The organism is Bradyrhizobium sp. 14AA (genome assembly GCF_054185205.1).
In genome coordinates this window covers 198676-224655 of record NZ_JAVAYM010000005.1, presented here as the reverse complement: position 1 = coordinate 224655, position 25980 = coordinate 198676, and the positions used below count along the sequence as shown (strand labels likewise).

Here is a 25980-nt window from a genome sequence, read left to right as displayed (position 1 = left end):
CTCCAATTCCACTGAATACGCCATGTATACCATATCAGTCACGAAGACCTCCACAAGGCCAAAATTTGCTTACTATATTACCTTTGTGTATACAGATAAATCCGTCTTCGAATAGGCCAATTTTACTTATTGAGGACTAGAGTCCGCGCCTGGCTCCATTCGGCGCCCCCTCATCCGCGCCCGACCGGGCACGACCCAGAAGATGCTCATGCGTTTCCGTTCGCCTTCGATCGCCGCCCTCATCGCCCTGCTGGCGTCCAGCCTTGCAGGCTGTGGCACGGTCAACGAAAAGCTCTCCGCCGGGATGGGCGACTACGTCCCGCAATGGGCGGGCGGGTTGCCGGCCGATGCCCCGCCGAGGCCGGGCACGCCGCAATACGACGCCTACATGAAGGAGCGCGAACGCAAACGGCTGCTGCCGGCCGCCGATCGCGAGAAGGAAGAGCAGGCGCAGAAGGGCACGACGGGATCTGCGTCGGGCAACGCGGTGCGGTAAGACTCAGCCGTCATTCCGGGGCGCGCGAAGCGCGAACTATGGTGCGCAATTGCGCACCTGAGAATCTCGAGATTCTCGGGTGCGCAATTGCGCACCCGAGTTCGATGCTGACGCATCGCCCCGGAATGACTCCCGCCCTAATCCACGAACACCACGGTCTTGCGGCCGTTGAGGATGACGCGATCGTCGAGATGGTAGCGGATCGCGCGCGCCAGCACGCGGCGCTCGATGTCGCGCCCCTTGCGAACCAGATCTTCCGGGGTGTCGCGATGGCTGATGCGCTCGACATCCTGGTCGATGATCGGGCCTTCGTCGAGGTCGCGCGTGACGTAATGGGCGGTCGCGCCGATCAGCTTGACGCCGCGCTCATGGGCCTGGTGATAGGGCTTTGCGCCCTTGAAACCCGGCAAGAACGAGTGGTGGATGTTGATGCAGCGTCCCGACAGCTTGGCCGAGAGATCGTCGGACAGAATCTGCATATAGCGGGCGAGCACGACCAGATCGGTCCCCGTCCTGGCGACGAGATCGAGGATCTGCGCTTCCTGCTCGCGCTTGGTGTCCTTGGTGATCGGCAGATGGTGGAACGGGATGTCGCCGAAATCGAGCCCGGCATAGACCTCGCGCGGATGGTTCGACACGATCGCGGCAAGCGTCATCGGCAGTTCGCCGGTGCGCCAGCGATAGAGGATGTCGACCAGGCAATGGTCGGACTTCGACACCAGCAGCATCACCTTGCGATGCGCGGCGCGGTCGCGCATCTGCCAGTCCATGCCGAAACGCTCCGCGATGGCGGTAAAGCCGGTCTGAAGCGCTGACAGCTCCACGGCGAGATCGGCGGCGGTGAACACCACGCGCATGAAGAACTTCTTGGTCTCGACGTCGTCGAACTGCTGGGCGTCGAGAATGTTCTGTCCGTTGTGGGCAAGGAAAGTCGACACCGCCGAGACGATGCCGGGGCGATCCGGACAGGACAGGGTCAGGACATATTGATGATCGGGCATGGCTGTTGAAGAAATGGCTCTGATGAAGGTTTGGGCAGACGATGCGGAACGACCCGCGATTTGCGACCTGCTCTAGCACTGACGCGACCCTTGCGCCAATCCCGGGCGCAGAGTCAGGATGAACGTACCATTGCGATTTATACTGGAGCACGCCCATGGCCGACCGCTTGAACGGCTACCGCATTCTGATCCTGGAAACGCGCGAAGAGGCGCAGTTCTCGAAGCTCCTGGCCGAACAAGGCGCCGAGGTCGTGCAATGCCCGATGTTCACCATCCAGGATGCGCCGGACCCTGCCCCGATCGAGGCCTGGATCCGCCGCGCGATCGACCAGCCTTTTGACGATCTGGTGCTGATGACCGGTGAAGGCCTGCGGCGGGTCATGAAGCTCGCCCGCGCCCGCGGGCTCGACGGCGCGCTTGTCGCGGCCCTTGCCGGATCGCGAAAGTTCACCCGGGGGCCGAAGCCTGGCAAGGCTCTGCGCGAGGTCGGCCTCGAGGCGCAGCAGACCACGGAGAAGCCGACCACCGAGGGCGTGATCGAGATGCTGGGCAAGCTCGACCTGAAGGGGCATCGTCTCGGCCTGCAGCTCTATCCCGACAAGGACCACGGTGCGCTGACCGGGGCGCTTGCCGCGCAAGGTGCCGACGTCGATACCGTGTTGCCCTATGTCTACGATTCCAAGGCAGCCGATGCCAGCATCGTCACCGCCATCGACGACATGGCGGCGGGGCGGATCGATTCCGTCGCGCTGACCAATCTCGGCCAGGTCCGCCGCCTGATCGAGGCCGCGAAGGCGCATGGCAGCGAGGCGAAGCTGCGCGCAGGTTTCGAGCGGACGCTGATTGCCTCGGTGGGCCCGGCGGTCTCCGGCGAGCTCGCCGCACACGGCCTGCGCACGGACGTCTCGCCGGCGGATGACGCCTATTTCATGCGCCCGCTGATCTCGGCGATGGCGAGTGCGCTCGCGGAGCGGAAGGCGGCAAGCGCAGCGAGGTAAGAGCCGAGCGCGGGGGCGGCCTGCAGCGGCTGCGATTGACAGGCGTCGCGTCACCGCTAGGTTGCCGAACAGCAAGAAGAAACAACAAGGCAAGGGAATCGCCGTGACACGCGTCATCGCGTCGTGAGCGCAGCCGCGCGGCCTTCGGCGCTCGCGCCATTCCGCATCCGCAACTATCGCTTCCAGTGGCCATCCGACCTGCTCACCTCATGGGCGTTCGAGATCGAGACGCTGGTGCTCGGCTGGTACATCCTGGTCGAGACCGGCTCGGTGCTGCTGCTGACCGTGCTTGCTTCGCTCCAGTTCGTCGGGACACTCGTCGCGCCGGTGTTCGGCATGATCGGTGACCGCATGGGTCATCGCGATCTCCTGGTGGCGATGCGTCTTGTCTATACGCTGCTCGCCTCGACCATCATGGTGCTGGCGCTGACCGGGCACCTGGCGCCGCTCAACGTCATGATCATCGTGACGATCATGGGCCTGATCCGCTCCTCCGATCTCGGCCTTCGCAGCGCCTTGCTCGCCGACATCATGCCGGCGGAGCAGCTGGTCGGTGCGATCAGCCTGTCACGCACGACCCAGGATAGCGCCCGCATTGTCGGAGCGCTGACAGGAGCCGGCCTCTTCGCCGTGCTCGGCATTGGATTGGTCTATGCGGCGGTCGCCAGCCTCTACCTCGTGGCAGCAATTCTCATGTTCTGCCTGACCCGGCCGCAAAGATCCGTTGTCACGACCGATCTGCCGGCGAACAGCCACGCCGTTTCAAAATTGCTCGGCGAGCTGAAGGAAGGGATCGTCTACGCCTGGAATGGCCCGGGAATGGGCGCCGCACTGTGCGTCGCTTTCCTCGCCAATCTCACCGCATTTCCGTTCACCGGAGGATTGCTGCCCTATATCGCGCGGGACATTTTCCATACCGACCAGACCGGTCTCGGCTATCTCTCGGCGAGCTTCGCTGTCGGCTCGCTGATCGGCTCGATCACGCTCAGCCTGGTCGGTGGACTGCGGATTGCCCGGCTGCTGATCGGCGCAACGCTGGCGTGGTACGCCATGCTGCTGGTGTTCGTCGAAATCAGGACCATGCCGGTGGCCATGGCCTGCCTCGTGCTGACCGGTATTGCCCAGAGCATGTCGATGATTTCTGCCGCCGTGATCCTGATGCGCTCCGCGAGCGCGCACCTTCGCGGCCGCGTCATGGGCGTGCGCATGATGGTCATCTACGGCCTGCCGCTCGGGTTGCTCGCGGCCGGCGGCCTGATCGACATCATCGGCTATTCCGCGACGGGCTCGCTCTATGCCGCGTCAGGAATGTTCGCGATGCTGGCGATCGCGATCCGCTGGCGTGCCGATCTCTGGCCGGTCCACGCTCCCGCCAATGGGCGGTAACGGATTCTCCACGCCCTAATCTCCGTATCCGCGCAGCCGCTCGATATCGAGGATCGTGACGCCGCCATATTCCAATCGCAGCAGCCCCTCCTTCTCCAGCCGATTCAGAGCGCGGTTGGCGTTCTGCCTGGACATGCCGGAGAGCGCGCCGATCTCCTCCTGGGTGATCTCCAGATGCGCCGTCGATTCGGGATAGAGGATCGGGTTGAACAGCGAGGCGATGCTGCGGGCCAGCCGCGAGGTCGCATCGAGGGTTCGGTTGACCTCGAGCATGCCGATGAACTGGCCGAGCCGCTCGTTGAGCTGGCGTACCAGGAAGCGGTTGAAGCCGACGCTGTTCTCGAACAGCCACATGAAGGCGCTGCGCTCCATCAGCGCGACTCGGCTGTTGCGCAGCGCGACCACGTCATAGCGGCGCGGCTCGTTCTTGAGCACGCTGCCCTCGCCGAACCAGGCGCCTGCCGTCAGCCCGGCAAGGCTCGTCTCCTTGCCGTCGCGCGAGACCCCGCCCATTCGGGCAAGGCCAAAGACCATGCCGGCCCAATAATCGAACGTGTCGCCGCGCATGAACACGGTTTCGCCGGTGCCGTAGGACCGCTCCGTGATTCCAGCTCGAGCGACCGCGATCTCCGCTTGCGTGAGCTCGCGCGACCAGGCGGCGATGCGCTTCAGTTGATCATCTGAGATCATGATCGAGAGGCCAGCCGCACCGTTTCGTCACTCCGCTCTTTCTGCTGCATTGCAGCATAGCCGTTCCCATTCCCCATCCGACGAAAGGTGGAGGCCGCCGCCACCCGAAAACTTTGTCGCAGAATTGTCAGGCGGGAGACATTTCAAAATAGCGCTTTCCCCTATTGAGGACCACCTCGGGCGATGCGGCCTTTGATCCCGAACGGGAACGAAAGCCTTGCCGGTCCGGTCGAGACCAATAGCTGCATGGTCTGGCCGGCACGGTCGTACTAGGATCGCCCGACAGGAACGGACGAAGAGCGCCAATCAAGCGCCATCACCGGGAGGGATTCGTTTGGTGGCTACCAGTCTCGAAGTGCGCGGCGTGTCCCTGCGATTCGGCGGCGTTCGCGCGCTGACCGATGTCGGCTTCGCCATCAAGGAGGGCGAGCTGTTCTCGATCATCGGCCCCAACGGCGCCGGCAAGACCTCGATCGTGAACTGTATTTCCGGTCGCTACAAGCCGACCGAAGGCCAGCTCTTCTATGGCGACCGCGATATCACCGGCCTGACACCGAACGCCCGCGCCTCGCTCGGCATCGGCCGAACCTTCCAGAATCTTGCGCTGTTCCATCATATGAGCGTGCTCGACAACATCATGGTCGGCCGCCACCACCTCCTGAAGAACAATTTTCTCACGGGTTCGCTGTACTGGCTCACCGGCGCGCGCAAGGAAGAGCTGGAGCACCGCCGCAAGGTCGAGGAGATCATCGACTTCCTCGACCTCCAGTCGGTGCGAAAAGCACAGGCCGGCACCCTCTCCTACGGTCTTCGCAAGCGCGTCGAGCTCGCCCGCGCCATGGCGCTGGAGCCGCGCCTCATTCTCCTCGACGAGCCCATGGCCGGCATGAACTTCGAGGAGAAGGAGGACATGGCCCGCTACATCGTCGACCTCAACGAAGAGTTCGGGATGACGGTGGTGATGATCGAGCACGACATGGGCGTGGTGATGGACATCTCCCACCGCGTCATGGTGCTGGATTTCGGCCGCAAGATCGCCGAGGGCGATCCCGCCGCGGTCCTCGCCGATCCCCACGTCAAGCGCGCCTATCTCGGCGAAGAGGACGAGGTGCTGGTCGATCCCGACGACAAGCCCGCTGCCCCGGAGTGCGCGGCATGATGGATTATGCGGGGCGCGTCGCGCAGGCCGACACCTATCCGAAGATGCTCCGGCTCAATGCGAAAGAGCACGGCAACGAGATTGCGCTGCGCGAGAAGGATCTCGGGCTCTGGCGCCTGTTCACCTGGAGCGACTACCAGACGCGCGTGCGCGACTTCGCGCTCGGTCTCGTCGAGCTGGGCCTTGGCCGCGGCGACGTCATCGGCATCATCGGCGACAACCGGCCGGACTGGGTCGCGGCGGAAGTGGCGACCCATGCGATCGGCGGATTGAGCCTCGGACTCTATCGCGATGTGCTCGACGAGGAAGCCTCCTATCTCATGAACTACGGCGAGGCGCAGCTCGTGTTCGCCGAGGACGAGGAGCAGGTCGACAAGCTGCTTACGCTTGCCGACCGCGTGCCCAAACTAAAGCACATCATCTATTCCGATCCGCGCGGCATGCGGAAATATGACGATCCGCGGCTGATGTCGGCGGAAAAGTTCGCCGAGCTCGGTCGCGCACGCGCCGCGCGCGAGCCGGAGCTTTACGACCGGCTCGTCGACGCAACCAAGGGCGAGGACGTCGCGATCCTCTGCACCACGTCAGGCACGACATCGCATCCGAAGCTCGCGATGCTCGCCGCCGGCCGCGTGCTCAGCCATTGCGCAACCTATCTCGCCTTCGATCCCAAGGGGCCGGACGACGAATATGTCTCGGTGCTGCCGCTGCCCTGGATCATGGAACAGGTCTATGTGCTCGGCAAAGGCCTGCTCTGCCGGATGAAGATCAACTTCGTCGAAGAGCCGGACACGATGATGAACGATCTGCGCGAGATTGCGCCGACATTCGTGCTGTTCGCGCCGCGCGTCTGGGAATCCATCGCCGCCGATGTCCGCGCCAAGGTGATGGACGCGACGCCCTTCAAGCAGCGCTTGTTCGACATCGGCATGAAGTCCGGGCTCGCCGCACTCGCACAGGGCAAGCATTCGGGCTTTGCCGACGCGATCCTGTTCCGCGCCTTGCGCGACCGCCTCGGCTTCACCCGGCTGCGCTCGGCGGCCACCGGCGGCGCCGCGCTCGGCCCCGATACCTTCAAATTCTTCCAGGCCATGGGTGTGCCTTTGCGCACGCTCTACGGCCAGACGGAGCTGCTGGGCGCCTACACGCTGCATCCCGAGGGCAAGGTCGATCCTGATACGACAGGCGTGCCGATGGCCGACAGCGTCGAGATCCGCATCGACAATGCCGACGTCCACGGCGTCGGCGAGATCGTGGTGCGACATCCCAACATGTTCCTCGGCTATTACAAGAACCCCGAGGCGAGCGTCGCCGACATCAAGGACGGCTGGATGCTGTCGGGCGATGCTGGCTATTTCAACGCGAACCGCCAGCTCGTCGTCATCGACCGCATCAAGGATCTCGCCGAGACCTCGCGCGGCGAGCGCTTCTCGCCGCAATTCATCGAGAACAAGCTGAAATTCTCGCCCTACATTGCCGAGGCCGTGGTGCTGGGGGCCGGCCGCGACGCGCTCGCGGCGATGATCTGCATCCGCTACTCCATCATCTCGAAATGGGCGGAGAAGAACCGCCTCTCCTTCACGACCTATAGCGACCTCGCCTCGCGGCCGGAGGTCTACGCGCTGCTCCGCAAGGAGGTCGAGACCGTCAACGCCACGCTGCCGCCGGCGCAGCGTATCTCGCGCTTCCTGCTGCTCTACAAGGAGCTCGATGCCGACGACGGCGAGCTCACCCGCACCCGCAAAGTGCGCCGGAGCGTCATTAACGAGAAATACGAAGGCATCATCGACGCGATCTACCGCGGCGATGCCGACATCCCCGTCGACACCGTGATCCGCTTCCAGGACGGGACCACGCAGCGTGTGCGCACCACGCTGCGCGTGGTGGACCTCGGCGGACACGGGCACATGGCGGAGGCTGCGGAGTGAACTCGGTTCCAGTCCTACCCGCGATGTCAGTCGATGCGCCCTCTCCCCTTGCGGGAGAGGGCATCTCCGCTGCCCACCAAACCCTCGCTCGGGTGAGGGGTCCTCTCGCCACACCGTCATTGCCGAGACAACCCCTCACCCGGCTTCGCTTCGCGAAGCCACCCTCTCCCACAAGGGCAGAGGGTGCCCCGTCATCGCTTCTGCAGTTTGCGCGGACATCGACATGAACACCGCCTTCCTCATCCAGCTCCTGGTCAACGGCCTCGTGGTCGGCACGCTCTATGGCGTGGTCGCGATGTCGTTCGTGCTGATCTACAAGGCGACGCAGGTCGTCAATTTTGCGCAAGGCGAATTGCTGCTGGTCGGCGCCTGGGTGTGCTGGGCCTTGCTGGCGAAATACCAGGTGCCGTTCTGGATCGGCATGCCGATGACGCTGGTGTTCATGTTCGTGTTCGGCATCGCGGTCCAGGTCCTGATCCTGCGGCCGATGATCGGCGAGCCCATCATCTCGGTGATCATGGTGACGATCGGCCTCTCCACCGTGCTGCAAGCGACGCTGAAATGGATGTTCGGCGTCAATCCGCAGCCGTTCCCGCGCGTGTTCGAGAGCCAATCCCTCAGCCTGTTCGGCCTCCAGATCCAGACCGTCTATGTCATGAGCCTCGTGGTCTCGGTCGCCATGATGATCGGCATGGCCTGGTTCTTCCGCGCCTCGAAGTACGGTCTTGCGATGCGCGCCACCGCCTTCAACCAGCAGGTCGCGCAGTCGCTCGGCATTTCCGTCAAGAGCGTGTTCGCGATGGCCTGGGCGATCTCGGCGACGGTATCGGCCGTCGCCGGTGTCGTCGTCGCAGTCGTCAACGGCGTGTCCTCCGGCCTCGCCGCCTACGGCATCAAGGTGTTTCCGGCGGCGATCCTTGGCGGGCTCGATTCGGTCGGCGGCGCCGTGCTCGGCGGCATCATCATCGGCCTGCTCGAGAACGTCGCGCAATACGTCGACAGCGAGTACCTGCACTGGGGCAATCTCTACGAGATCGCGCCGTTCTACGTCCTCATCATCGTGCTGATGATCAAGCCCTACGGCCTGTTCGGCACCCACGACATCGAACGGATCTGACCCATGGCCGGCCCCGCCCTCATCCCTGCTGGTGATTTCCGCACCTCCTACGCGGCCGACACCACGATCTTCCCGACCACGACCAGCCGCAACTTTGCGATTGCCGGCGTGCTCGCGCTCTGTCTCGTGCCGCAATTCCTCGGCGGCTACTGGCTCAGCATCCTGATCCAGATCGGCATCTTCTCGATCGCAGCGCTCGGGCTGAACATCCTGGTCGGTTTCACCGGCCAGATATCGATCGGCCATGCCGCCTTCTTCCTGCTCGGCGCCTTCACCTCGGCCTACATCTCCAACAACGCGCCGATCCCGGTATTCTTCGCGATCCCGCTTGCGGGCGTCGTCACCGCGATGGTCGGACTGATCTTCGGTATCCCGGCAGCGCGCTTGAAGGGGCTCTACCTCGTCATCGCGACGCTCGCCGCGCAATACATCCTGCTCGACTTCTTCTCCCGCGCCGAATGGTTCTCCGGCGGGTCGGTGCCGGCGAGCGCCGAGCCGTTCTCGATCTTCGGCTACACGCTGCGCGGCGACAGGCAGTATTTCTACGTCGTTCTGGCCTATGTGCTCGCGAGCTACATCCTCGTCACCAACCTGATGCGCACGCGCGACGGCCGCGCGCTGGTGGCGATCCGCGACCATTATCTCTCCGCGGAAATCATGGGCATCAACCTCACGAAATACCGCACGCTGTCGTTCGGCCTCGCCGCCTTCTTCGCCGGCATCGCCGGCGCGCTCTATGCGCATTACCAGCTCGTGGTCTCCCAGGAAGGCTTCGGCATCGAGCGCTCGATCCTGTTCCTGGCCATGATCATCATCGGCGGCACCGGCTCGATCATGGGCACGCTGATGGGCACCGCCTTCGTGGTGCTGCTGCCTGAAACGATGGAATTCATCAGCCTGTACCTGAAGGGCGGCGCGATCGACAAGGCGCTCTCGCTCAACACCAACATCACCTTCCTGCGCGAGATCGCCATCGGGCTCATCATCATCGCGTTCCTGATGTTCGAGCCCGACGGGCTCGCGCATCGCTGGCGGCAGATCAAGGCCTACTGGAAACTCTACCCGTTCTCGCATTGAGCGCGGGCAAATCTAACCAACGAATAAACAGGAGGAGGCAACCAATGAAGACAAAATCCCTTTTGAGCACCGCTTCGCTTGCGCTCGCGATCGCCGCATTCTCGGCTGGCGCGCAGGCGCAGATCGCGATCGGCCATCTCGCTGATTATTCCGGCGGCACGTCGGACGTCGGCACGCCCTACGGCCAGGCCGTCGCCGACACCTTCGCCTGGGTCAACAAGAATGGCGGCGTCGGCGGCAAGCAGGTCAACGTCGACACCAACGATTACGGCTACCAGGTGCCGCGCGCGATCGCGCTCTACAAGAAGTGGTCGGCGCCCGACACCAAGGTCGCGGCGATCATGGGCTGGGGCACCGCGGACACCGAGGCGCTGACCGGCTTCCTCGCCCAGGACAAGATTCCGGACATGTCGGGCTCCTACGCCGCCGCCCTCACCGATCCCGAAGGCGTCAGCGGCAAGGCCAAGCCCGCTCCCTACAATTTCTTCTACGGCCCGAGCTATTCGGACTCGTTGCGCGCGATGCTGATATGGGCGGCCGAGGACTGGAAGGCCAAGGGCAAGTCCGGCAAGCCGAAATTCGTGCACATGGGCGCCAACCATCCCTATCCGAACGCGCCGAAGGCCGCCGGCGAGGCCATGGCGCAGGAGCTCGGCTTCGAGGTGCTGCCGCCGCTGGTGTTCGCGCTGACGCCGGGTGACTACAGCGCGCAGTGCCTGAGCCTGAAATCCTCGGGCGCCAACTACGCCTATCTCGGCAACACCGCGGCCTCGAACATCTCGGTGATGAAGGCCTGCAAGACCGCAGGCGTCGAGATCCAGTTCATGGGCAATGTCTGGGGCATGGATGAGAACGCCGCCAAGACCGCGGGCGATGCCGCCAATGGTGTGATCTTCCCGCTGCGCACCGCGGTGAGCTGGGGCGGCGATGCGCCCGGCATGAAGACGCTGATGGAAATCTCGAAGATGTCCGACCCCACCGGCAAGGTCTATCGCCCGGTGCACTACATCGCCGCCGTCTGCTCGTCGCTCTACATGAAGGAAGCGCTCGACTGGGCCGCCAAGAACGGCGGCGCCGCCGGCGACAACGTTGCCAAGGGCTTCTATCAGAAGAAGGACTGGGTGCCGGCCGGAATGGAGGGCGTCTGCAATCCCTCGACCTGGACCGACAAGGACCACCGCGGCACGCTGAAGGTCGACCTCTACCGCACCAAGGTTTCGGGCGCGACCGACGGCGACCTCAACGACCTCATGGCCAAGGGCACGGTCAAGCTCGAGAAGGTCAAGACCGTCGAGCTGCCGCGCAAGCCGGAACTGCTGGGGTGGTAAGCCCAGCGCTCACCTCACGCACAAATGTCATCCCCCGCGAAGGCGGGGGATCCAGTACGCCGCGGCCTCTCGGGGAACGTCGGGCGTCTCTGGAATACTGGGTCACCCGCCTACGCGGGTGACGACAGCGGAGAATGAAGACCCATGTCCCAAACCATTGAACCAACCCGTTCAACTCCCACTGCTGTCGCAGCGCCCCCCCTCCTTGCCGTGCGCAACATCGAGGTCGTCTATGACGACGTCATCCTGGTGCTGCGCGGCCTCAGCCTCGACGTGCCCAAGGGCGCGATCGTGGCGCTGCTCGGCGCCAATGGCGCCGGCAAGTCGACGACGCTGAAGGCGATCTCGGGGCTGCTCAAGACCGAGGACGGCGAGGTCACGCGCGGCGAGATCCTGTTCGAGGGCTCCGCGATCGCCGGCATCGATCCCGACAAGATCGTCCGCCGCGGCATCTTCCAGGTGATGGAGGGCCGGCGCATCGTCGCCGACATGACCTCGCTGGAAAACCTCAGGCTCGGCGCCTTCACGCGCAGGGACCGCGAGGTCGAGGCCGACCTCGACATGGTCTTCAACTATTTCCCGCGCCTGAAGGAGCGCACCGGCCTTGCCGGCTATCTCTCCGGTGGCGAGCAGCAGATGCTCGCGATCGGCCGCGCGCTGATGGCGCGTCCGAAGATGATCCTGATGGACGAGCCCTCGATGGGCCTGTCGCCGCTGCTGGTGAAAGAGGTGTTCTCGATCATCCAGAAGATCAACCGCGATCTCGGCGTCACCATCCTGCTGGTCGAGCAGAACGCGCGCGCCGCGCTGTCGGTGGCGAGCCACGGCTACATCATGGAGCAGGGCAAGGTCGTGCTCGACGGCACCGCGGACGAATTGCGCGACAACGAGGACGTCAAGGAGTTCTACCTCGGCGGCGCCGGCGACCAGCGCAAGAGCTTCAAGAACCTCAAGAGCTTCAAGCGGCGCAAGCGCTGGCTGTGACCCGCAACGCTTTCGAGCCTAGCCCAGCACCTGCTCCGCTTCCGTGACTGCGCAGAGAACATGATAGAACGACGACGCAGGGATGGTGTCGATCAGCGATTTGCCGTCGCGGTCGAACTGATCGTACCAGCCGCCCCTCACGGGATGGCTGAGATAGTGCCGTTCGAGCCGCACCAGCGCCGCACGCGCCTCGTCCGCAGCGCCCGCCTCGCCGGACTCGGCCTGCGCGATCCACGCCTTCGCGATCTCGGTCTGCGGCCACAGCCGGCGCGTGCTGCGGCGGATGTTGCCGGCGTCGTCGCCCTCGTCGATCAGGCACCCCGTGGCCGCGTCGCGATAACGCACCGCGGTCGCCAGGAGTTCGGCGCGCCGCTGCCCGGTCGGGCAGCCCGTGATGCGTTCGAACCCCTTCAGCAGCCAGACCCATTCCGCCTGATGGCCGGGCTCGACGCTGACCGGCTCGATCTTCGACCAGTCCTCCTCGAAATACTCCGACAACACGTGTTTCCGCTTGTCGTAGAGATTGGCGAGGAACAGCGCGAAGAACTCGCCGGCGCGGTTCTGGAACGACAAATCGTGGGTCGCGTCGAAACACGCGATCATCGCCTCGAACAGATGCATGTGCGGATTCTGCCGGCGCGGCAGCGACACCGGCAGGCATTCATGGACGCCGCCATGCGGCGAACGCAGATGGCCGTCGAGAAAGGCGAGCAGCGCGTCGATCTCGGCGCGAACCTGCGCGTCCTGGTCGAGCGCATAGACGGTCGCGAGCGCGAACAGGATGAAGGCGTGGTCGTAGGCATCGCGCCGTGCATCGAGCACCGTGCCCTCCGGCGTCAGCCGGTGCACGTAGCCGGGCCGGCCGTCGGGCGCTTTGGCTTTGCCCAACAGATGCTCCAGCCCCTTCAGCGCGATGGCGCGCCCCTCCGGGTACCAGCCCATCTGTGCGGCCTTCGCGTAGCAATAGATCTGGCGGGCCTGCACGAACACGCGCCGCGGCGCGGCCGCGTCAGCGGTGCCGTCGGCGTGCAGCCGGTCGATGAAACCGCCGGTGGCATGATCCCAGCCGACGGTCGACCACAGCGGCAGCGCCTCGTCGATCATGCGGCCCTTCAGGCGCGCGACGACGTCCGCCGCCTCGTCCGCCGCAACGATTCCTTCGTCCGCCATCGCGTCCTCTCTAGGCCTCACCAATGGCCGTCTGATACCCACGCCAGCGGCGGGGCGCAACGGATGCCAACCCGGAAAGATCAGCCATGACCGCCCATTACGATGCCCTCGAGACGCGCGAGCAAGCCGCGCGCGAGGCCGATCTGTTCTCCCGCCTGCCGGGCGTGCTGGCCAGCGCGATGACCGCGCCCGCTTATGCCGATCGGCTGAGAGACGTCGATCCGACCGCCGTGACCTCCAGGGCGGCGCTGGCGCGCCTGCCGGTGTTGCGCAAGTCGGAACTGCCGGCCCTTCACAAGGCCTCCCAGCCCTTTGGTGGCTTCGTGGCGGCGGCCCCGGGCTCGTTTGCGCGCCTCTTCACCTCCCCTGGCCCGATCTTCGAACCGGAGGGACGGCAGGCCGATCCCTGGCGCGGCGCACGGGCGCTGTTCGCCGCCGGATTCCGCCCCAATGACATCGTGCTCAATACCTTCAGCTACCACCTTACCCCCGGCGGCTTCATCTTCGATGCGTCGGCGCGCGCGCTCGGCTGCGCCGTGATCCCCGCAGGTCCCGGCAACACCGAGCAGCAGTTCGAGCTGATCGAGGCTTACCGGCCGGTCGGCTACAGCGGCACGCCCGACTTCCTGAAGATCTTGCTCGATGCCGCCGCAAGCGCGGGGCGCGACGTTTCCTCGATCAAGCGCGCGCTGGTCTCGGGCGCGGCCTTCCCGCCCTCGCTTCAGGCCGAGATCAAGGCGCGCGGCATCGATGCCTACCAGGCCTTCGGCACCGCCGATCTCGGCCTCGTCGCCTTCGAGACCGAAGCGCGCGAGGGCATGGTCGTGAACGAGGACCTGATCATGGAGATCGTCAAGCCCGGCACCGGCGATCCCGTTGCGCCGGGCGACGTCGGCGAGATCGTCGTCACCTCGCTCGATGCGCACCATCCCTGGATCCGCCTCGCGCTCGGCGACCTCACCGCGGCGCTGCCCGGCCCTAGCCGTTGCGGACGCACCAATATGCGCATCAGGGGCTGGATGGGCCGCGCCGACCAGACCACCAAGGTCAAGGGCATGTTCGTCCGCCCCGAGCAGATCGCCGAGGTCGCCAAGCGCCATTCCGCGCTCGGAAGACTACGCCTCGTCGTCACGCGCGAGGGCGAGAGCGATGCAATGACCCTGAAGGCGGAAACCGCCGCTGCGAGCGAGGCGTTGCGCGAGGAGATCGCAGGCACCTTGCGCGCCGTGACGAAACTCGGCGGAAGCGTCGAGCTGGTCAGCCCCGGCGCGCTGCCGAACGACGGCAAGGTGATCGCGGACGAGCGGTGACGGCAAGGACCGGGCGGCGGCTGAAACGGACCGCGAGGTCTCCCATGAAGATGATCAATAAGCCGTCGCTGATCAGGGCCGGCCGGCACTCCGGGACGAGCTGCTACGCTAGAGCTCGCCCGAAATGATCACGCCTCAATACCTGCGGTAAAAGTCATCCGAGCGGTTCTGGAATTGGCGCGGCACCGTCCCGGTCGGGTAGCAGCGGCCGTCGCGATAATCGATGTCAGCGCCGTCACCACAGGGCACCGGATATCTGCCCCCGTAATGACGATAGCCCTCAGGCTCACCGTAGTATTCCGGCTGGACGTATCGGGGCCGATATCGCCGCGCCGACTGCTCTTGGGGAGGCAGGTAGCCGCCCGGATAGCACATGCCGTCCCGAGCGCTGATGTCCCAGCCTCGTCCACAGGGCGGCGGATACCTTGGCACGCCACCATACTGTACCTCGATCACACCGACGGAGCCGTCGGCCTGCGGCGCTGGGGCCGCGTAAAGGGCAAGGATCGTTGCAATCGTGGTCAGCAGCATCTTCGTTTCTCCTGCGCAGACGAACGATCGTTGGACGGGGCTGAATGCGACATGAACGCCGCCAAAATCAGGCGGGACGGCTGGTCGATTCGCCCGTCAAATTGTCGCGCCCGGCCTGACCCGACCAGAAATTAGGTGTGCAGCGCCTCCGGTGCGGCCTTGACCGTCGGCTGCTCGTCGAGATCGCGGCGGCGTCGATCAGGCAACTATAGAGCCGATCGTCTTCGCATTGCGGCGCCGTGAAGCGGGCGTCGAACGTGCCCTCGAGACATTCGGCCTGACGCCCGCACGGCGCCGACGGACAGAATGTCCTCGCGATATTTGATCGCCCGCATGGCGCGGATCGGGTTACTCGGTGATGACAATCCCGAGTTGCTTCCGGCTGTCGAAACCACGGCCGATGTAGATCCGCTCTGGCCCGGCCGAAACGCTTGACAGCAGCCATTTTGGCGCGATGCCCCCAGGCCCGGGAACCTTGCATCGCCCCTGCCGCTCCCGTATTACCAACCCTACTACGATATGGCCTGGAATTGGCCTTTCCTGGACCCCAAAACCGTGCTTGAACGAACCCTCGTCACCATCGCCGAGACCGAAACCATTGAGGAAGCCTTCCGGCGCCTGAATGCGAACATGCTCGGTATCCTGTTCGCGCAGGACGCGAGCGGCCGAATCGTCGGCGCGGTGACGGACGGCGACATCCGCAGGCGCATGCTGGCCGGCACGACGATCCAGGACCGCGTTGCAACCTGCATCAATCGCAACTTCGTCTGGGCGCGGTCCGGCGGGCCACGCGAGCAGATCCTCAAGCTGCTCGACCAGCGTGTGCACGTGGTGCCGATCCTCGACGGCGAGGGACGCCTGGTCGACGTGTTCAGCCGCGAGCTGTTCAACTTGTCGGAAGAGAGCGAGGTGTTCGCGCGCGCCCGCTCGCCGGTGCGGATCAGCTTCTCCGGCGGCGGCACCGACCTGACGCACTATTTCGTGGCGAATGACGGCGGCGCGGTCATCAACGCCACGATCAAGATGTACGCTCACGCGACCCTGCGGCGCCGGCGCGATCCCAGCATCCGGATCTATTCGCACGATTTCCGCCGCACCGTCGAGGCCGGCAATCTTGCAGAACTTGGAACGGACGGAGATCTCGCGCTGATCAAGTCGGTCGTGCGCCTGATCAAGCCGACTTACGGCTTCGAGCTCGAGGTGTCGGCCGACTTCCCGGTTGGTTCGGGCCTCGGCGGCTCGGCGGTGGTTTCGTCCGCCATCATCGGCTGCTTCAACGAATTCCGCAGCGATCAGTGGGACCGCCACGAGATCGCGGAGATGGCGTTCCAGGCCGAGCGGCTGATGCTCAACATCCCCGGCGGCTGGCAGGACCAGTACGCCACCGTGTTCGGCGGCTTCAATCACATGGAGTTCTTCTCCGACCAGAACACCATCGTGCCGCTTCGCCTCGATCCGAACATCATCGCCGAGCTCGAGGAGAGCCTGGTGCTCTGCTACACCGGCTCGGGCCGCGATTCCGGCGCCATCCACCGCGACCAGAAAGCACAGCACGAGACCAGCGACGCCGTCGCCGCCGCCGCCAAGCAGAAAGAGGTGACGCGCGACATAAGGCGGCATCTCCTGCGTGGCCAGCTGCTGGAATGCGGCCGGCTGATCGACGAGGCCTGGCACGCCAAACGGAAGCTGAGCTCGAAGATCTCGTCGGATGCAATCGATGCGGTCTACGATTTTGCGAAAAAGCATGGCGCGGTCGGCGGCAAGCTGCTGGGTGCCGGGGGCGGCGGCTACTTCCTGTTCTTCGTGCGCCCGTTCGAGCGCTACCAGCTCATCGCCGCGCTGGAACAGCAGGGACACAGCTGTTCGCGCATCATGTTTGAAGAGAACGGCCTGCGGACGTGGAAGTCGCGTTTTCCCGCGCGATTTGCCTGACGCAGCAATACGAGAATGTTGATGACATCGCCAAAACAGATCGATTCAGTCCGCATCGGCAACCGCCTCCTTGGCGATGGCGAGCCCTGCTACGTGATCGCCGAAATCGGCAACAACCACAATGGCGACTTCGACCGCGCCATCGCGCTGGTCGACGCCGCGGTCGCAGCCGGAGCCGATTGCGCCAAGTTCCAGATGCGCAAGCTCGACGAGGTCTACCGTGCGTCGAGCCTGTCCGGCAAGGACGACGACCTTGCCGTCGAATACACGCTCGATCTCCTGCGGCGCTTCGAGCTCCCGACTGCGCAGCAAAAGAAGATCGCCGAGTACTGCGCAGCGCAGGGCATCCAGTATCTGTGCACGCCCTGGGACGCGAAAAGCGTCGCCGTGCTCGAAGGTTTCGGCGTGCAAGCCTACAAGGTTGCCTCGGCCGACCTCACCAACCTGCCGCTGCTCGCCTGCCTTGCGGCCACCGGCAAGACGCTGATCGTCTCGACGGGCATGAGCACGACGGACGAGATCAAGACCGTGGCAAAATTTCTCGACGGACGCGATGCGAGCTACGTGCTCCTGCACTGCCAAAGCACCTATCCGGCCGCGCTGCACAACATCCATCTTCGTTTCATGGAAACGCTGCGCGAGATTCATCCGCTCGTCGGCTATTCCGGACACGAGCGCGGCGTTGCGGTTTCGACGGCCGCGGTGGCGCTCGGCGCCGTCGTCATCGAACGCCACATCACGCTCGACCGCGAGATGGAGGGTCCGGACCACGCCGCGAGTCTGGTGCCCGAGGAATTCAAGACGCTTGTCTCGGGCATCCGCGAGGTGGAGGCCGCACGTGGCGAAAGACTGGCCAAGCGCGCACTGAGCCAGGGCGAGTTGATCAACCGCGAAACCCTCGCCAAGAGCCTGGTGGCCGCACGCGACCTTTCGGCCGGCACCGTGATCTCCGAAAGCGACATCGCGGTGAAGAGCCCGGGACAGGGCCTGTCGCCGCTGAGGATGCCGGCGCTGCTCGGCCGCAAGCTGACGCGGACGATGGCGGCCGACGACTATTTCTTCCAGAGCGACCTCGACGAAGGCACCACAAGAGCGCGGCGCTATCGCTTCGACCGTCCCTGGGGCGTGCCGGTGCGCTATCACGACACCGAGCGCTTCCTGGAAATCTGCAAGCCCGACATCATGGAGTTCCATCTCAGCTACAGCGACATGGAGCGTGATCCGGCGGCCTACCTCTCCGGCACCTATGATCTCGGCTTCGTGGTACATGCGCCGGAGCTGTTTGCCGGCTCCAAGCTGATGGACCTCGCAACTCCCGACGAGGCGCTGCGGCGCTATTCGCTCGAGCAGACGCAGGCGGTGATCGACATCACCCGCGGCCTGAAGAAATTCTTCCCCAAGACCACGCGACCGCCCATCGTCGCCAATATCGGCGGCTTCACCATGGACGAGCCGCTGCCGCCGGAGGCGAAGGCCGAGCGCTATCGCATCTTCGCGCAGAGCCTGAAGGAGCTCGACATGGAGGGCGTCGAGCTGACGCCACAGACCATGGCGCCGTTCCCCTGGCATTTCGGCGGCCAGCGCCACCAGAATATCTTCATCTTTCCGGACGAGTCGGCGGCTTTTTGCGCAGAGCATGACCTGCGCATGTGCGTGGACATCTCGCACACGAAACTCGCCGCCAATCATTTCGGCTTCGACTTCGTGCAAGGTCTTGCCCTGCTCGGCCCGCACACCGCGCATTTGCATTTCGGCGACGCCCAGGGTCTCGACGGCGAAGGCCTCCAGATCGGCGAAGGCGAGATCGATTTCGACGAAGTCGGACGGGTGCTGCGCAAGCACGCGCCGACGGCATCGTTCATTCCCGAGATATGGCAGGGCCACAAGAACATGGGCGAAGGCTTCTGGATCGCGCTCGAGCGTCTCGAGGGACATATCTGATGGCGCGCAAGACGCTGGCCGTGATCGCCGCACGCGGCGGCTCGAAGGGCATCCCCCACAAGAACCTGCTCGATCTCTGCGGCAAACCGCTGATCGCCTGGACGGTCGAACAGGCACGCGCCGCCCGCGGCGTCGATGTGGTGGCCGTGTCTTCCGACAGCGATCAGATCCTCGCCGCGGCCGAAGCCGCTGGCGCGGTCGGCGTGCGGCGCCCGGACGACATTTCCGGCGACCTCGCGTCCTCCGAATCCGCCTGGCTGCACGCACTCAATGCGACCGACGAGCGGATGGGACGGTTCGAGCGCATCGTCGCGCTCCAGGCTACATCGCCGATCCGCGAGCCCGGCGACATCGAAAACGCGCTTGCGACCTTCGATCAGGACCATCTCGACAGCCTGCTGTCGGTTTGCGAGGTCGAAGATTATTTCAACTGGCGTATCGGCGCGAGCGGACCGGAGCCGATCAACTACGACTATCGCAACCGCCGCATGCGGCAGCAGATCGAGAAGCGCTACCTCGAGAACGGCTCGTTCTACGTCCTGATCCCATCACTCCTGCGCGAGCACAACAACCGTCTCGGCGGCAAGATCGGCTTTCACGTGATGGAACGTCACAAGATGTTCCAGATCGACCGTCCCGAGGACGTCAGGCTGTGCGCCGCCATCATGCGCAGTTACGGCTATGCCTGACCTCAGCGCCTTCTCCCTCGCCGGCAAGATCGCGGTCGTCACCGGCGCCTCGCGCGGCATTGGCGCTGCGATAGCGTCGGGCCTGCAGGACGCAGGTGCCAAGGTGTTCGGCCTCAGCCGTTCCGGGACGGCGCCGCAGGGCGTGACCGCGATTGCCTGCGATCTCTCCGATGACGCCGCAATCGAGAGCGCATTCCGCACCGTGGCAGCCCAGGACGGCCGCCTCGACGTGCTGGTCAATGCCGCCGGCATCAGCCTTCCAGCCCAAAGTTGCGACAGCGAGCTTGCGCGCTTCCGCGCCACGGTCGCGACCGACCTCACCGGCGTCTACGCCACCGTCCTTGCCGCCCATCCGCTTCTGAAGAACGCAGGCTCGGCCGCGATCGTCAACGTCACCAGCATCAATTCGGTCCGCGGCTTTCCGGGCAATCCGGGCTACGTGGCGGCGAAGGCCGGTCTTGCCGGCCTGACGCGCGCGCTCGCCGTCGACTATGCGCCCGACGGCATCCGCGTCAACGCGCTTGCGCCGGGCTATGTCGCGACCGAGATGACCGCGACGAGTTATGCCGATCCCGTCATGCACGAGGCGAGGCGCCGCCACACCATGCTCGGCCGCTGGGGACAACCCGCCGACATGGTGGGAGCCGCCGTTTTCCTGGCGTCGGAAGCCTCCGCCTATGTGACCGGTCAGGAGATCTTCGTCGACGGCGGCTGGATCGCCAAGGGGCTCGCCATCAGTTCGGATAGCAAATCGTGACCGCAACGCTGCAACGCATCGGCTTCATGCAAGGACGGCTGTCGGCCCTGGTCGACGGCAAGATCCAGGCCTTCCCCTGGGATGAGTGGCGGCAAGAATTCCCGCGCGCGAAAGAGCTCGGCCTGACACGGATGGAATGGACCATCGATCAGGAACGGCTGCGCGAGAACCCGTTGACGACGGAGCCGGGACAACAGGAGATTCTGGCGCTGTCGCGCGAGAACGGCGTGCGTATCCCGAGCCTGACCGGCGACTGCTTCATGCAGGCACCGTTCTGGAAGGTCGATGCCGTCGTGCGCGACGCGCTCGTCGCCGACCTCGATCTCCTGATCGCCGCCTGCAGCCGCATCGGCATCGAATTTGTCGTGATCCCGCTGGTCGACAACGGCAAGATCGAGCGCGAGAGCGAGAGCGACACGCTGAAGCGCGTGCTGCTCGCTCGCTCCGAGCAGCTTGCACCTCGAAACGTCAGGATCGTCTTTGAATCCGATCTGCCGCCGAGCGAGCTCGCCCGATTCATGGAGGCCTTTCCGGCCGAAATGTTCGGCATCAACTATGACAGCGGCAACAGCGCCGCGCTCGGCTACGACAGCGACGAGGAGATCGGCGCCTATGCGCCGCGCATTCTCAACGTGCACGTGAAGGACCGCATTCGCGGCGGCACCACCGTCCCGCTCGGCACCGGCGATGCCGACCTTGCCAAGACGATCCGGCTGATCGAGCGATCCGGCTACAAGGGCCAATACGTCCTGCAAACCGCGCGCGCCGCCGACGGCGACCATGCCGGCGCGCTGGCGAAATATCGCGACATGACGGTCCGCTGGATCGAGGACGCCGCGCGATGAAGCTCGAGCTGAACGATCGCGTCGCTCTCGTCACCGGCGCCAGCCGCGGGATCGGGCTTGCGATCGCGGCGACGCTCGCCGCAGAAGGCGCAAGAGTTGCGCTCGCCGCGCGCGGCGCCGAGGCGCTCAACGCTGCGCGCGCGACGATCGGCGGCAACACTTCGGTCCATGTCGCCGACGTCACCGATCCAGCCGCGGCGAAGGCGCTGATCGAGGATGTCGAGAAGCAATGGGGCCGGCTCGATATCCTGGTCTGCAATGTCGGCAGCGGCGCCTCCGTGCCGCCCGGCAAGGAGACCGCGGCGGAATGGTCGCGGGTGATCGACCTCAATCTGTTCGCCGCGACCAACATGATCGAGGCCGCCCGGCCGCTGATGGCGAGCGGTAGCGGCGACCGGGCCATCGTCTGCATCTCTTCGATCGCCGGCATGGCGGCGCTCGGCGCGCCCGTGACCTATTACGGTGCCAAGGCTGCCCTGAATGCGACGGTGCGCGGTCTCGCACGTCCGCTGGCGCTGGAGGGCATCCGCATCAATGCGGTCGCCCCCGGGAACATCCTGAGCGCGGACGGCACCTGGGCGCGCAAGATCGCCGAAAACAGGCAGTCCGTCGACGACATGCTCCAGCGCGAGGTGGCGCTGCGCCGGCTCGGCACGCCCGAGGAGATGGCCGACGTCGTCGCCTTCCTGGCTTCGCCGCGCGCCGCCTTCGTCACCGGCAGCGTGATGGTGGCCGACGGCGGCCAGCTCAGAAGCTGAACAGGAGCCTTCGATGGCAAACCCCTCCTCCCGCTACGACCTGACCGGACGGACCGCACTTGTGACCGGTGCCGGCGGTCTCCTGGGCAAGCAACACGTCGCGGCGCTCACAGAGGCCGGCGCGCGCGTGGTCGTCACCGACGTCGGCTTGACACAGGCCGAGGCCGCCGTCGCGGCGCTGAAACAGGTCGCGCCTACAGCCGATCTGATGGCGCTGGAGATCAACGTCACCTCGCTCGACTCGGTGCGTGCCGCAAACGAGCAGCTTGCCAGCCGCGGCGTCACCGTCGACATCCTGGTCAACAACGCGGCGATCGATCCCAAGGTGACCTCCGCGCCCGGCGTCATGCACTCCTCGCGCTTCGAGGCGTTCCCGGTGCCGCAGTGGCAGACCGAAATCGCAGTCGGCCTGACCGGCGCGATGCTGTGCGCACAGGTGTTCGGCGGCGAGATGGCCAGGCGGGGCCGCGGCGTCATCCTGAACATCGCCTCCGACCTGGGGGTGATCGCACCGGACCAGCGGCTCTATCGCCAGCCGCATGTGACACGCGAAGAAGAACAGCCGGTCAAGCCAGTGACGTACTCCGTGATCAAGCACGGTCTCATCGGGTTGACGAAATACCTGGCGACGTACTGGGCCGATCACGGCGTGCGCGTCAACGCGATCTCACCGGGCGGCGTCTTCAACAACCAGGATCCCGCTTTCGTCGAACGACTGACCCGCCTGATCCCGATGGGCCGCATGGCCGATGTCGACGAATACCGCTCGGCGGTGCAGTTCCTCTGCTCGGATGCCTCGAGCTACATGACCGGACAGAATCTCGTCATGGATGGAGGAAGAAGCGTATGGTAGCCGTACCAGTTCGACCCTGGTGATCCCAGCCATCCGGCCCGATGGAGGCTTCCCCCACCCCGTCGAGAAATCGGCGCGGACGTGAGGATCTCGTCGTCGCGCAGCACGCCGGATAGTTCCTTGCGGCGGCTTCGCCAATCTGCAATTCGCGCGGCATGCGGCGAAATCCCGCGGGAAAGCAACAACCAGACCGGACTCTTCGGCGAATAGCGAAGATTGCGCTCGGATGTTCTCGCCAGCGAGCTGGGAATCCTGCACAATTCAACGGATGTTGGCGCTCGGCTGGATGTGGACTCAACTGTGAATGGAACCGCGCCGCGTCCTCTTGAAAGACCGGCGCAACGCGGCGCCCTCCCAAGTGACCGGCGGCCATTCGTCGTGCCGAAGCAGGCCTGTCTCATGCATCTGCCTGGCTCAGCCGGAAGAATATTAGAGATGTTGCGATGTGGATGAGTACATTGCTTTTGACGTTCGTATTCTTCCTGATTCAGCTTGGCACCGGCCTCTCAATCCTGGCGATAGCGCCGCTGGCGTTGATCAAGACGATCCGGCTGACGAGGGTCCAGTTCGTGATCCTGGGCTATGCGATCGGCGCATCCGCCGTAGGCATTCTTCTCGGGCTCTGCTCCGTTCTGATTGGCGACATCCGGCTTCATCTGGCAATCATGATTGCGCTGTCCGCCTTCGGACTGGCATGGACCTGGCCGGTCTGGCGCCCGCGCAAGGGCGACGCGCGCCAGATCGCGCTGTGGTGCCTGCTGTCGCTGCCCATCGCGCTCATGACGTGGTGGTGGACATTCGGCGCGTTTTCCCAATTCCCTTTCTCGGATATCGGCGCCGACGTTCATTGGATGAAGACGGCGCAGGAATACGCCGACAGCGGTGTCGTCAATCCTTACGCGTCGCAATCCTACGTCGACCTTCGCTCGGCGCTGGCGGGAGCATTGGCCGGCACCTTGGGCCTCGACCTCCTGCAGTTCGGATGGACCTATCGCTACGTCTCGATCCTGTTCTATCTTCTGGCCTTCTACGCCTTCGCTGAAGGCGTCTATTCCGAATCACCGCGGAAATGGATCGCCTTCTTCTTCGCCGCGGCCGGCAACGGTGTCGGGCTCCTGACCAATGGCAGCCTGGCGATCGCCGGGAGCGTGGTCTTTCTCGGTGTCCTTCTCGGCAAGTCTGGGCGAGAAGTGAAAGAAGATCTCGGGGCGAACTCGGTCGCGTTGCTGATCCTGAGTGCCGCGGCCTCGCTTCTGATTGCCTTCGTGCTCAACAACAATGCGCAGTTGCTCGCGCTCCTGGCAAGCGGACTGTTCCTGCTCAGGTTTCTAGGCAAGGTCAATCGGCAGGAAGCGGTCCTTTTCCTCGGTTGCGTATGGCCCGCGTCGCTGCTGCTGGCGCACCGCGGCTCCTATCTGTTCGTCCCGGTCGTGCTTGCCGCCTGGCTGGGTTATCTGCTCATCCTGCACGAGACGTCACGCCGGCCCGCGCGGAGTCTCGGCCTCCTACGCGCCCTGTCCGTCGTACTGCCATTGATGATCGGCGGAATCGTCGCCTGCGTCCTGGCGATGCGCCTCGGCTATCTGCCGTCGGCGGACGCCAACGTGATGTTCTCCCACGTCACCAGGCTGATGCTGGGACGAACGATTGAAAGCGGCGACGAACTGTTCCTCGGCGCCGGCCCGGAAGTCGCAGTGATCGAGCTGGGCCGGGCCATCGGCCCGCTATTTGCCGTCTGCATCGCGATGGCCATGGCCTGGTGGTGGATCGATCGCTCCACCGCGCCGTCGGACACCGCGTCCGACCCTGCTCGGGCCGAGCACGTGTCGAAGCTGCTGTGGTCGTGGACAATCGGCTGCGGCCTCGCCGTCGCCGTGCTGTCAGGCTTTCCGTTCCTGTACCGAACCACCATGATCGTCCTGGCTCTGCTCACGGTCACCGCGACCGAAGCGTTCTGCCAGTTGCTGGTTGACCCCACTCCCGCTCCCTTACGGCGGCGAGCTTCTGCGGCAATCACCGTTGCTCTGCTCGCTGTTGGCCTCGTGCTGGCGGTCTATACTTTCACCTGGCCGCGCGACCTGCCGTTCGCGCCTTACCAGGACTTCCTCCGGCCGACCGAAATCGCGGGAACGGTTCTCCTCGTGACACTCGTGCCGGTCACGTTCATCCGGTCGAGATGGATTCATACTTGCGCGCTTGCGACCATCGTCGGGTTGGGCGTCGCCCTCGACCGCGCCGGACTGGCCGGAATGTCGAAGAGTTACAGCTACGGAGCTCTCCCGAGCGGAGCTACGGCCATCACGCACTACAATGCGAGCGACCTCGACGCGGCGCGCTGGCTGCATGGCAATCTGAAAAATGGCATCCTGCTGTCCGATCCCTACACGCTCGGGCTGATCCAGTCCCTGACGGGCGCGCCGGCTGCCTACCTGTTCTCGAATCTGGATACCGTGAACGAGGCCGTCGCCAAGCGGATGCGCATCGTCGTCTCCGCGATGGTCGACCCAGGTGACGGAGCGCGGCGGCTTGCCGAGGCCTGCGCCACCATCCGGCCGGTCGTGCAGCATATCAATCGGGAGGCGTATTTTCAGATGGGCAGGATCGACGCTCTGGGAGGAATTTTGCGGCCTGTCCGCACCTCGGAGGCTCCGCAAGGCCCGGATGGGCCGGAAGACGCGGATCAAAATACGATCCGGAACATGCTGGGAACCGGCGAAGATGCCTGGCGGCTCGTTGCAGTGATCAATCCCCGTACGATCGAATGGATTCGTCTCGGTGCCGATCAGCGGCTCAGCTATTTCCCGCCGACGGAATCGCTCGATTCCGGGCTCGTCAACTCGCTTCGCTCAGGGCCGTTCCGGACGCTGTTTGCAAACCAGCAGACCGTGGTCGTTCTCATTCCATGCGAGCGCTGACCTTCCGCATTCTCCATCACGGCGAAACCGCGTCTGGCGCGGAGATCAGTGGCGCGGTATGAACATTTGGGATGACCTTTGCTTTTCACCGACAGTTGATCGATGTCGCATAATG

Annotated in this window: 22 protein-coding genes; 18 read left to right on the top strand and 4 right to left on the bottom strand. The window is 64.7% G+C overall.

Going from position 1 to position 25980, the window contains the following annotated elements:
• Positions 1-202 precede the first annotated feature (202 nt).
• Complete coding sequence (locus RAD15_RS12705) at positions 203-496, top strand: hypothetical protein (RefSeq protein ID WP_458177814.1); 294 nt, start codon at positions 203-205, stop codon at positions 494-496.
• 137 nt (positions 497-633) lie between these two features.
• Here the strand turns inward: RAD15_RS12705 and purU are convergent, their stop codons facing one another.
• The gene (gene purU / locus RAD15_RS12700; RefSeq protein WP_458177812.1) at positions 634-1497 is read right to left on the bottom strand and encodes a formyltetrahydrofolate deformylase; all 864 of its coding nucleotides are present in this window, start codon (positions 1495-1497) and stop codon (positions 634-636) included.
• A 155-nt stretch (positions 1498-1652) separates the two neighbouring features.
• On the opposite strand from purU, the gene RAD15_RS12695 reads away from it, so the two are divergent.
• The gene (locus tag RAD15_RS12695; protein ID WP_458177810.1) at positions 1653-2495 is read left to right on the top strand and encodes a uroporphyrinogen-III synthase; all 843 of its coding nucleotides are present in this window, start codon (positions 1653-1655) and stop codon (positions 2493-2495) included.
• 123 nt (positions 2496-2618) lie between these two features.
• The gene (locus tag RAD15_RS12690) at positions 2619-3881 is read left to right on the top strand and encodes an MFS transporter (protein WP_458177808.1); all 1263 of its coding nucleotides are present in this window, start codon (positions 2619-2621) and stop codon (positions 3879-3881) included.
• A gap of 15 nt (positions 3882-3896) precedes the next feature.
• Here RAD15_RS12690 and RAD15_RS12685 read toward each other — a convergent pair whose 3' ends face one another.
• On the bottom strand, positions 3897-4571 hold the full coding sequence (locus RAD15_RS12685) for a Crp/Fnr family transcriptional regulator (protein WP_458177806.1): 675 nt from the start codon (positions 4569-4571) through the stop codon (positions 3897-3899).
• Positions 4572-4908: 337 nt separating this feature from the next.
• Between RAD15_RS12685 and RAD15_RS12680 the strand changes: the two genes are divergently transcribed.
• From RAD15_RS12680 to RAD15_RS12655, 6 genes are all read left to right on the top strand, one after another.
• Positions 4909-5730 (top strand): ABC transporter ATP-binding protein, encoded by an 822-nt coding sequence (locus tag RAD15_RS12680; protein ID WP_458177804.1) that lies wholly within the window; start codon positions 4909-4911, stop codon positions 5728-5730.
• Positions 5727-7658: an AMP-binding protein gene (locus tag RAD15_RS12675; RefSeq protein ID WP_458177802.1), complete on the top strand. Its 1932-nt coding sequence runs from the start codon at positions 5727-5729 to the stop codon at positions 7656-7658. Before RAD15_RS12680 ends, RAD15_RS12675 begins: the two co-directional genes overlap by 4 nt.
• 223 nt (positions 7659-7881) lie before the next feature.
• Positions 7882-8775: a branched-chain amino acid ABC transporter permease gene (locus RAD15_RS12670; RefSeq protein ID WP_458177800.1), complete on the top strand. Its 894-nt coding sequence runs from the start codon at positions 7882-7884 to the stop codon at positions 8773-8775.
• Positions 8776-8778: 3 nt separating this feature from the next.
• Complete coding sequence (locus tag RAD15_RS12665; RefSeq protein ID WP_458177798.1) at positions 8779-9852, top strand: branched-chain amino acid ABC transporter permease; 1074 nt, start codon at positions 8779-8781, stop codon at positions 9850-9852.
• Positions 9853-9896: 44 nt separating this feature from the next.
• The gene (locus RAD15_RS12660) at positions 9897-11180 is read left to right on the top strand and encodes an ABC transporter substrate-binding protein (protein WP_458177796.1); all 1284 of its coding nucleotides are present in this window, start codon (positions 9897-9899) and stop codon (positions 11178-11180) included.
• Between the two features lie 144 nt (positions 11181-11324).
• Positions 11325-12164, top strand: coding sequence for an ABC transporter ATP-binding protein (locus RAD15_RS12655; protein WP_458177794.1), 840 nt, complete (start codon positions 11325-11327; stop codon positions 12162-12164).
• Positions 12165-12182: 18 nt separating this feature from the next.
• Here the strand turns inward: RAD15_RS12655 and RAD15_RS12650 are convergent, their stop codons facing one another.
• The gene (locus tag RAD15_RS12650; RefSeq protein ID WP_458177792.1) at positions 12183-13334 is read right to left on the bottom strand and encodes an AGE family epimerase/isomerase; all 1152 of its coding nucleotides are present in this window, start codon (positions 13332-13334) and stop codon (positions 12183-12185) included.
• Between the two features lie 86 nt (positions 13335-13420).
• On the opposite strand from RAD15_RS12650, the gene RAD15_RS12645 reads away from it, so the two are divergent.
• Positions 13421-14644, top strand: a complete 1224-nt coding sequence (locus RAD15_RS12645) for a phenylacetate--CoA ligase family protein (protein ID WP_458177790.1) — start codon at positions 13421-13423, stop codon at positions 14642-14644.
• A 135-nt stretch (positions 14645-14779) separates the two neighbouring features.
• Here RAD15_RS12645 and RAD15_RS12640 read toward each other — a convergent pair whose 3' ends face one another.
• Complete coding sequence (locus RAD15_RS12640; RefSeq protein WP_458177788.1) at positions 14780-15175, bottom strand: hypothetical protein; 396 nt, start codon at positions 15173-15175, stop codon at positions 14780-14782.
• A 555-nt stretch (positions 15176-15730) separates the two neighbouring features.
• On the opposite strand from RAD15_RS12640, the gene RAD15_RS12635 reads away from it, so the two are divergent.
• The 8 genes from RAD15_RS12635 (at position 15731) to RAD15_RS12600 (ending at position 25865) form a co-directional block, all read left to right on the top strand.
• Positions 15731-17107 (top strand): GHMP family kinase ATP-binding protein, encoded by a 1377-nt coding sequence (locus RAD15_RS12635; RefSeq protein ID WP_458177786.1) that lies wholly within the window; start codon positions 15731-15733, stop codon positions 17105-17107.
• 21 nt (positions 17108-17128) lie between these two features.
• Positions 17129-19048: an N-acetylneuraminate synthase family protein gene (locus RAD15_RS12630; RefSeq protein WP_458177784.1), complete on the top strand. Its 1920-nt coding sequence runs from the start codon at positions 17129-17131 to the stop codon at positions 19046-19048.
• Complete coding sequence (locus RAD15_RS12625) at positions 19048-19737, top strand: acylneuraminate cytidylyltransferase family protein (protein WP_458177782.1); 690 nt, start codon at positions 19048-19050, stop codon at positions 19735-19737. The genes RAD15_RS12630 and RAD15_RS12625 overlap by 1 nt, the downstream gene beginning before the upstream one ends.
• Complete coding sequence (locus tag RAD15_RS12620) at positions 19730-20494, top strand: SDR family oxidoreductase (protein ID WP_458177780.1); 765 nt, start codon at positions 19730-19732, stop codon at positions 20492-20494. The genes RAD15_RS12625 and RAD15_RS12620 overlap by 8 nt, the downstream gene beginning before the upstream one ends.
• Positions 20491-21339 carry a sugar phosphate isomerase/epimerase family protein gene (locus tag RAD15_RS12615; protein ID WP_458177778.1) on the top strand — a complete coding sequence of 283 codons (849 nt, stop codon included), beginning with the start codon at positions 20491-20493 and terminating at the stop codon, positions 21337-21339. Before RAD15_RS12620 ends, RAD15_RS12615 begins: the two co-directional genes overlap by 4 nt.
• Complete coding sequence (locus RAD15_RS12610; protein ID WP_458177776.1) at positions 21336-22097, top strand: SDR family NAD(P)-dependent oxidoreductase; 762 nt, start codon at positions 21336-21338, stop codon at positions 22095-22097. Before RAD15_RS12615 ends, RAD15_RS12610 begins: the two co-directional genes overlap by 4 nt.
• 13 nt (positions 22098-22110) lie before the next feature.
• On the top strand, positions 22111-22950 hold the full coding sequence (locus tag RAD15_RS12605) for an SDR family oxidoreductase (RefSeq protein WP_458177774.1): 840 nt from the start codon (positions 22111-22113) through the stop codon (positions 22948-22950).
• A 449-nt stretch (positions 22951-23399) separates the two neighbouring features.
• Positions 23400-25865 (top strand): hypothetical protein, encoded by a 2466-nt coding sequence (locus RAD15_RS12600; RefSeq protein ID WP_458177772.1) that lies wholly within the window; start codon positions 23400-23402, stop codon positions 25863-25865.
• Positions 25866-25980: the final 115 nt, after the last annotated feature.

Coding starts and splice junctions, on each gene's coding strand:
- RAD15_RS12705 (WP_458177814.1), top strand. CDS start 203: ATGCTCATGCGTTTCCGTTCGCCTTCGATCGCCGCCCTCATCGCCCTG.
- purU (WP_458177812.1), bottom strand. CDS start 1,497: ATGCCCGATCATCAATATGTCCTGACCCTGTCCTGTCCGGATCGCCCC.
- RAD15_RS12695 (WP_458177810.1), top strand. CDS start 1,653: ATGGCCGACCGCTTGAACGGCTACCGCATTCTGATCCTGGAAACGCGC.
- RAD15_RS12685 (WP_458177806.1), bottom strand. CDS start 4,571: ATGATCTCAGATGATCAACTGAAGCGCATCGCCGCCTGGTCGCGCGAG.
- RAD15_RS12675 (WP_458177802.1), top strand. CDS start 5,727: ATGATGGATTATGCGGGGCGCGTCGCGCAGGCCGACACCTATCCGAAG.
- RAD15_RS12670 (WP_458177800.1), top strand. CDS start 7,882: ATGAACACCGCCTTCCTCATCCAGCTCCTGGTCAACGGCCTCGTGGTC.
- RAD15_RS12665 (WP_458177798.1), top strand. CDS start 8,779: ATGGCCGGCCCCGCCCTCATCCCTGCTGGTGATTTCCGCACCTCCTAC.
- RAD15_RS12660 (WP_458177796.1), top strand. CDS start 9,897: ATGAAGACAAAATCCCTTTTGAGCACCGCTTCGCTTGCGCTCGCGATC.
- RAD15_RS12655 (WP_458177794.1), top strand. CDS start 11,325: ATGTCCCAAACCATTGAACCAACCCGTTCAACTCCCACTGCTGTCGCA.
- RAD15_RS12650 (WP_458177792.1), bottom strand. CDS start 13,334: ATGGCGGACGAAGGAATCGTTGCGGCGGACGAGGCGGCGGACGTCGTC.
- RAD15_RS12645 (WP_458177790.1), top strand. CDS start 13,421: ATGACCGCCCATTACGATGCCCTCGAGACGCGCGAGCAAGCCGCGCGC.
- RAD15_RS12640 (WP_458177788.1), bottom strand. CDS start 15,175: ATGCTGCTGACCACGATTGCAACGATCCTTGCCCTTTACGCGGCCCCA.
- RAD15_RS12630 (WP_458177784.1), top strand. CDS start 17,129: ATGACATCGCCAAAACAGATCGATTCAGTCCGCATCGGCAACCGCCTC.
- RAD15_RS12625 (WP_458177782.1), top strand. CDS start 19,048: ATGGCGCGCAAGACGCTGGCCGTGATCGCCGCACGCGGCGGCTCGAAG.
- RAD15_RS12620 (WP_458177780.1), top strand. CDS start 19,730: ATGCCTGACCTCAGCGCCTTCTCCCTCGCCGGCAAGATCGCGGTCGTC.
- RAD15_RS12610 (WP_458177776.1), top strand. CDS start 21,336: ATGAAGCTCGAGCTGAACGATCGCGTCGCTCTCGTCACCGGCGCCAGC.
- RAD15_RS12605 (WP_458177774.1), top strand. CDS start 22,111: ATGGCAAACCCCTCCTCCCGCTACGACCTGACCGGACGGACCGCACTT.
- RAD15_RS12600 (WP_458177772.1), top strand. CDS start 23,400: ATGAGTACATTGCTTTTGACGTTCGTATTCTTCCTGATTCAGCTTGGC.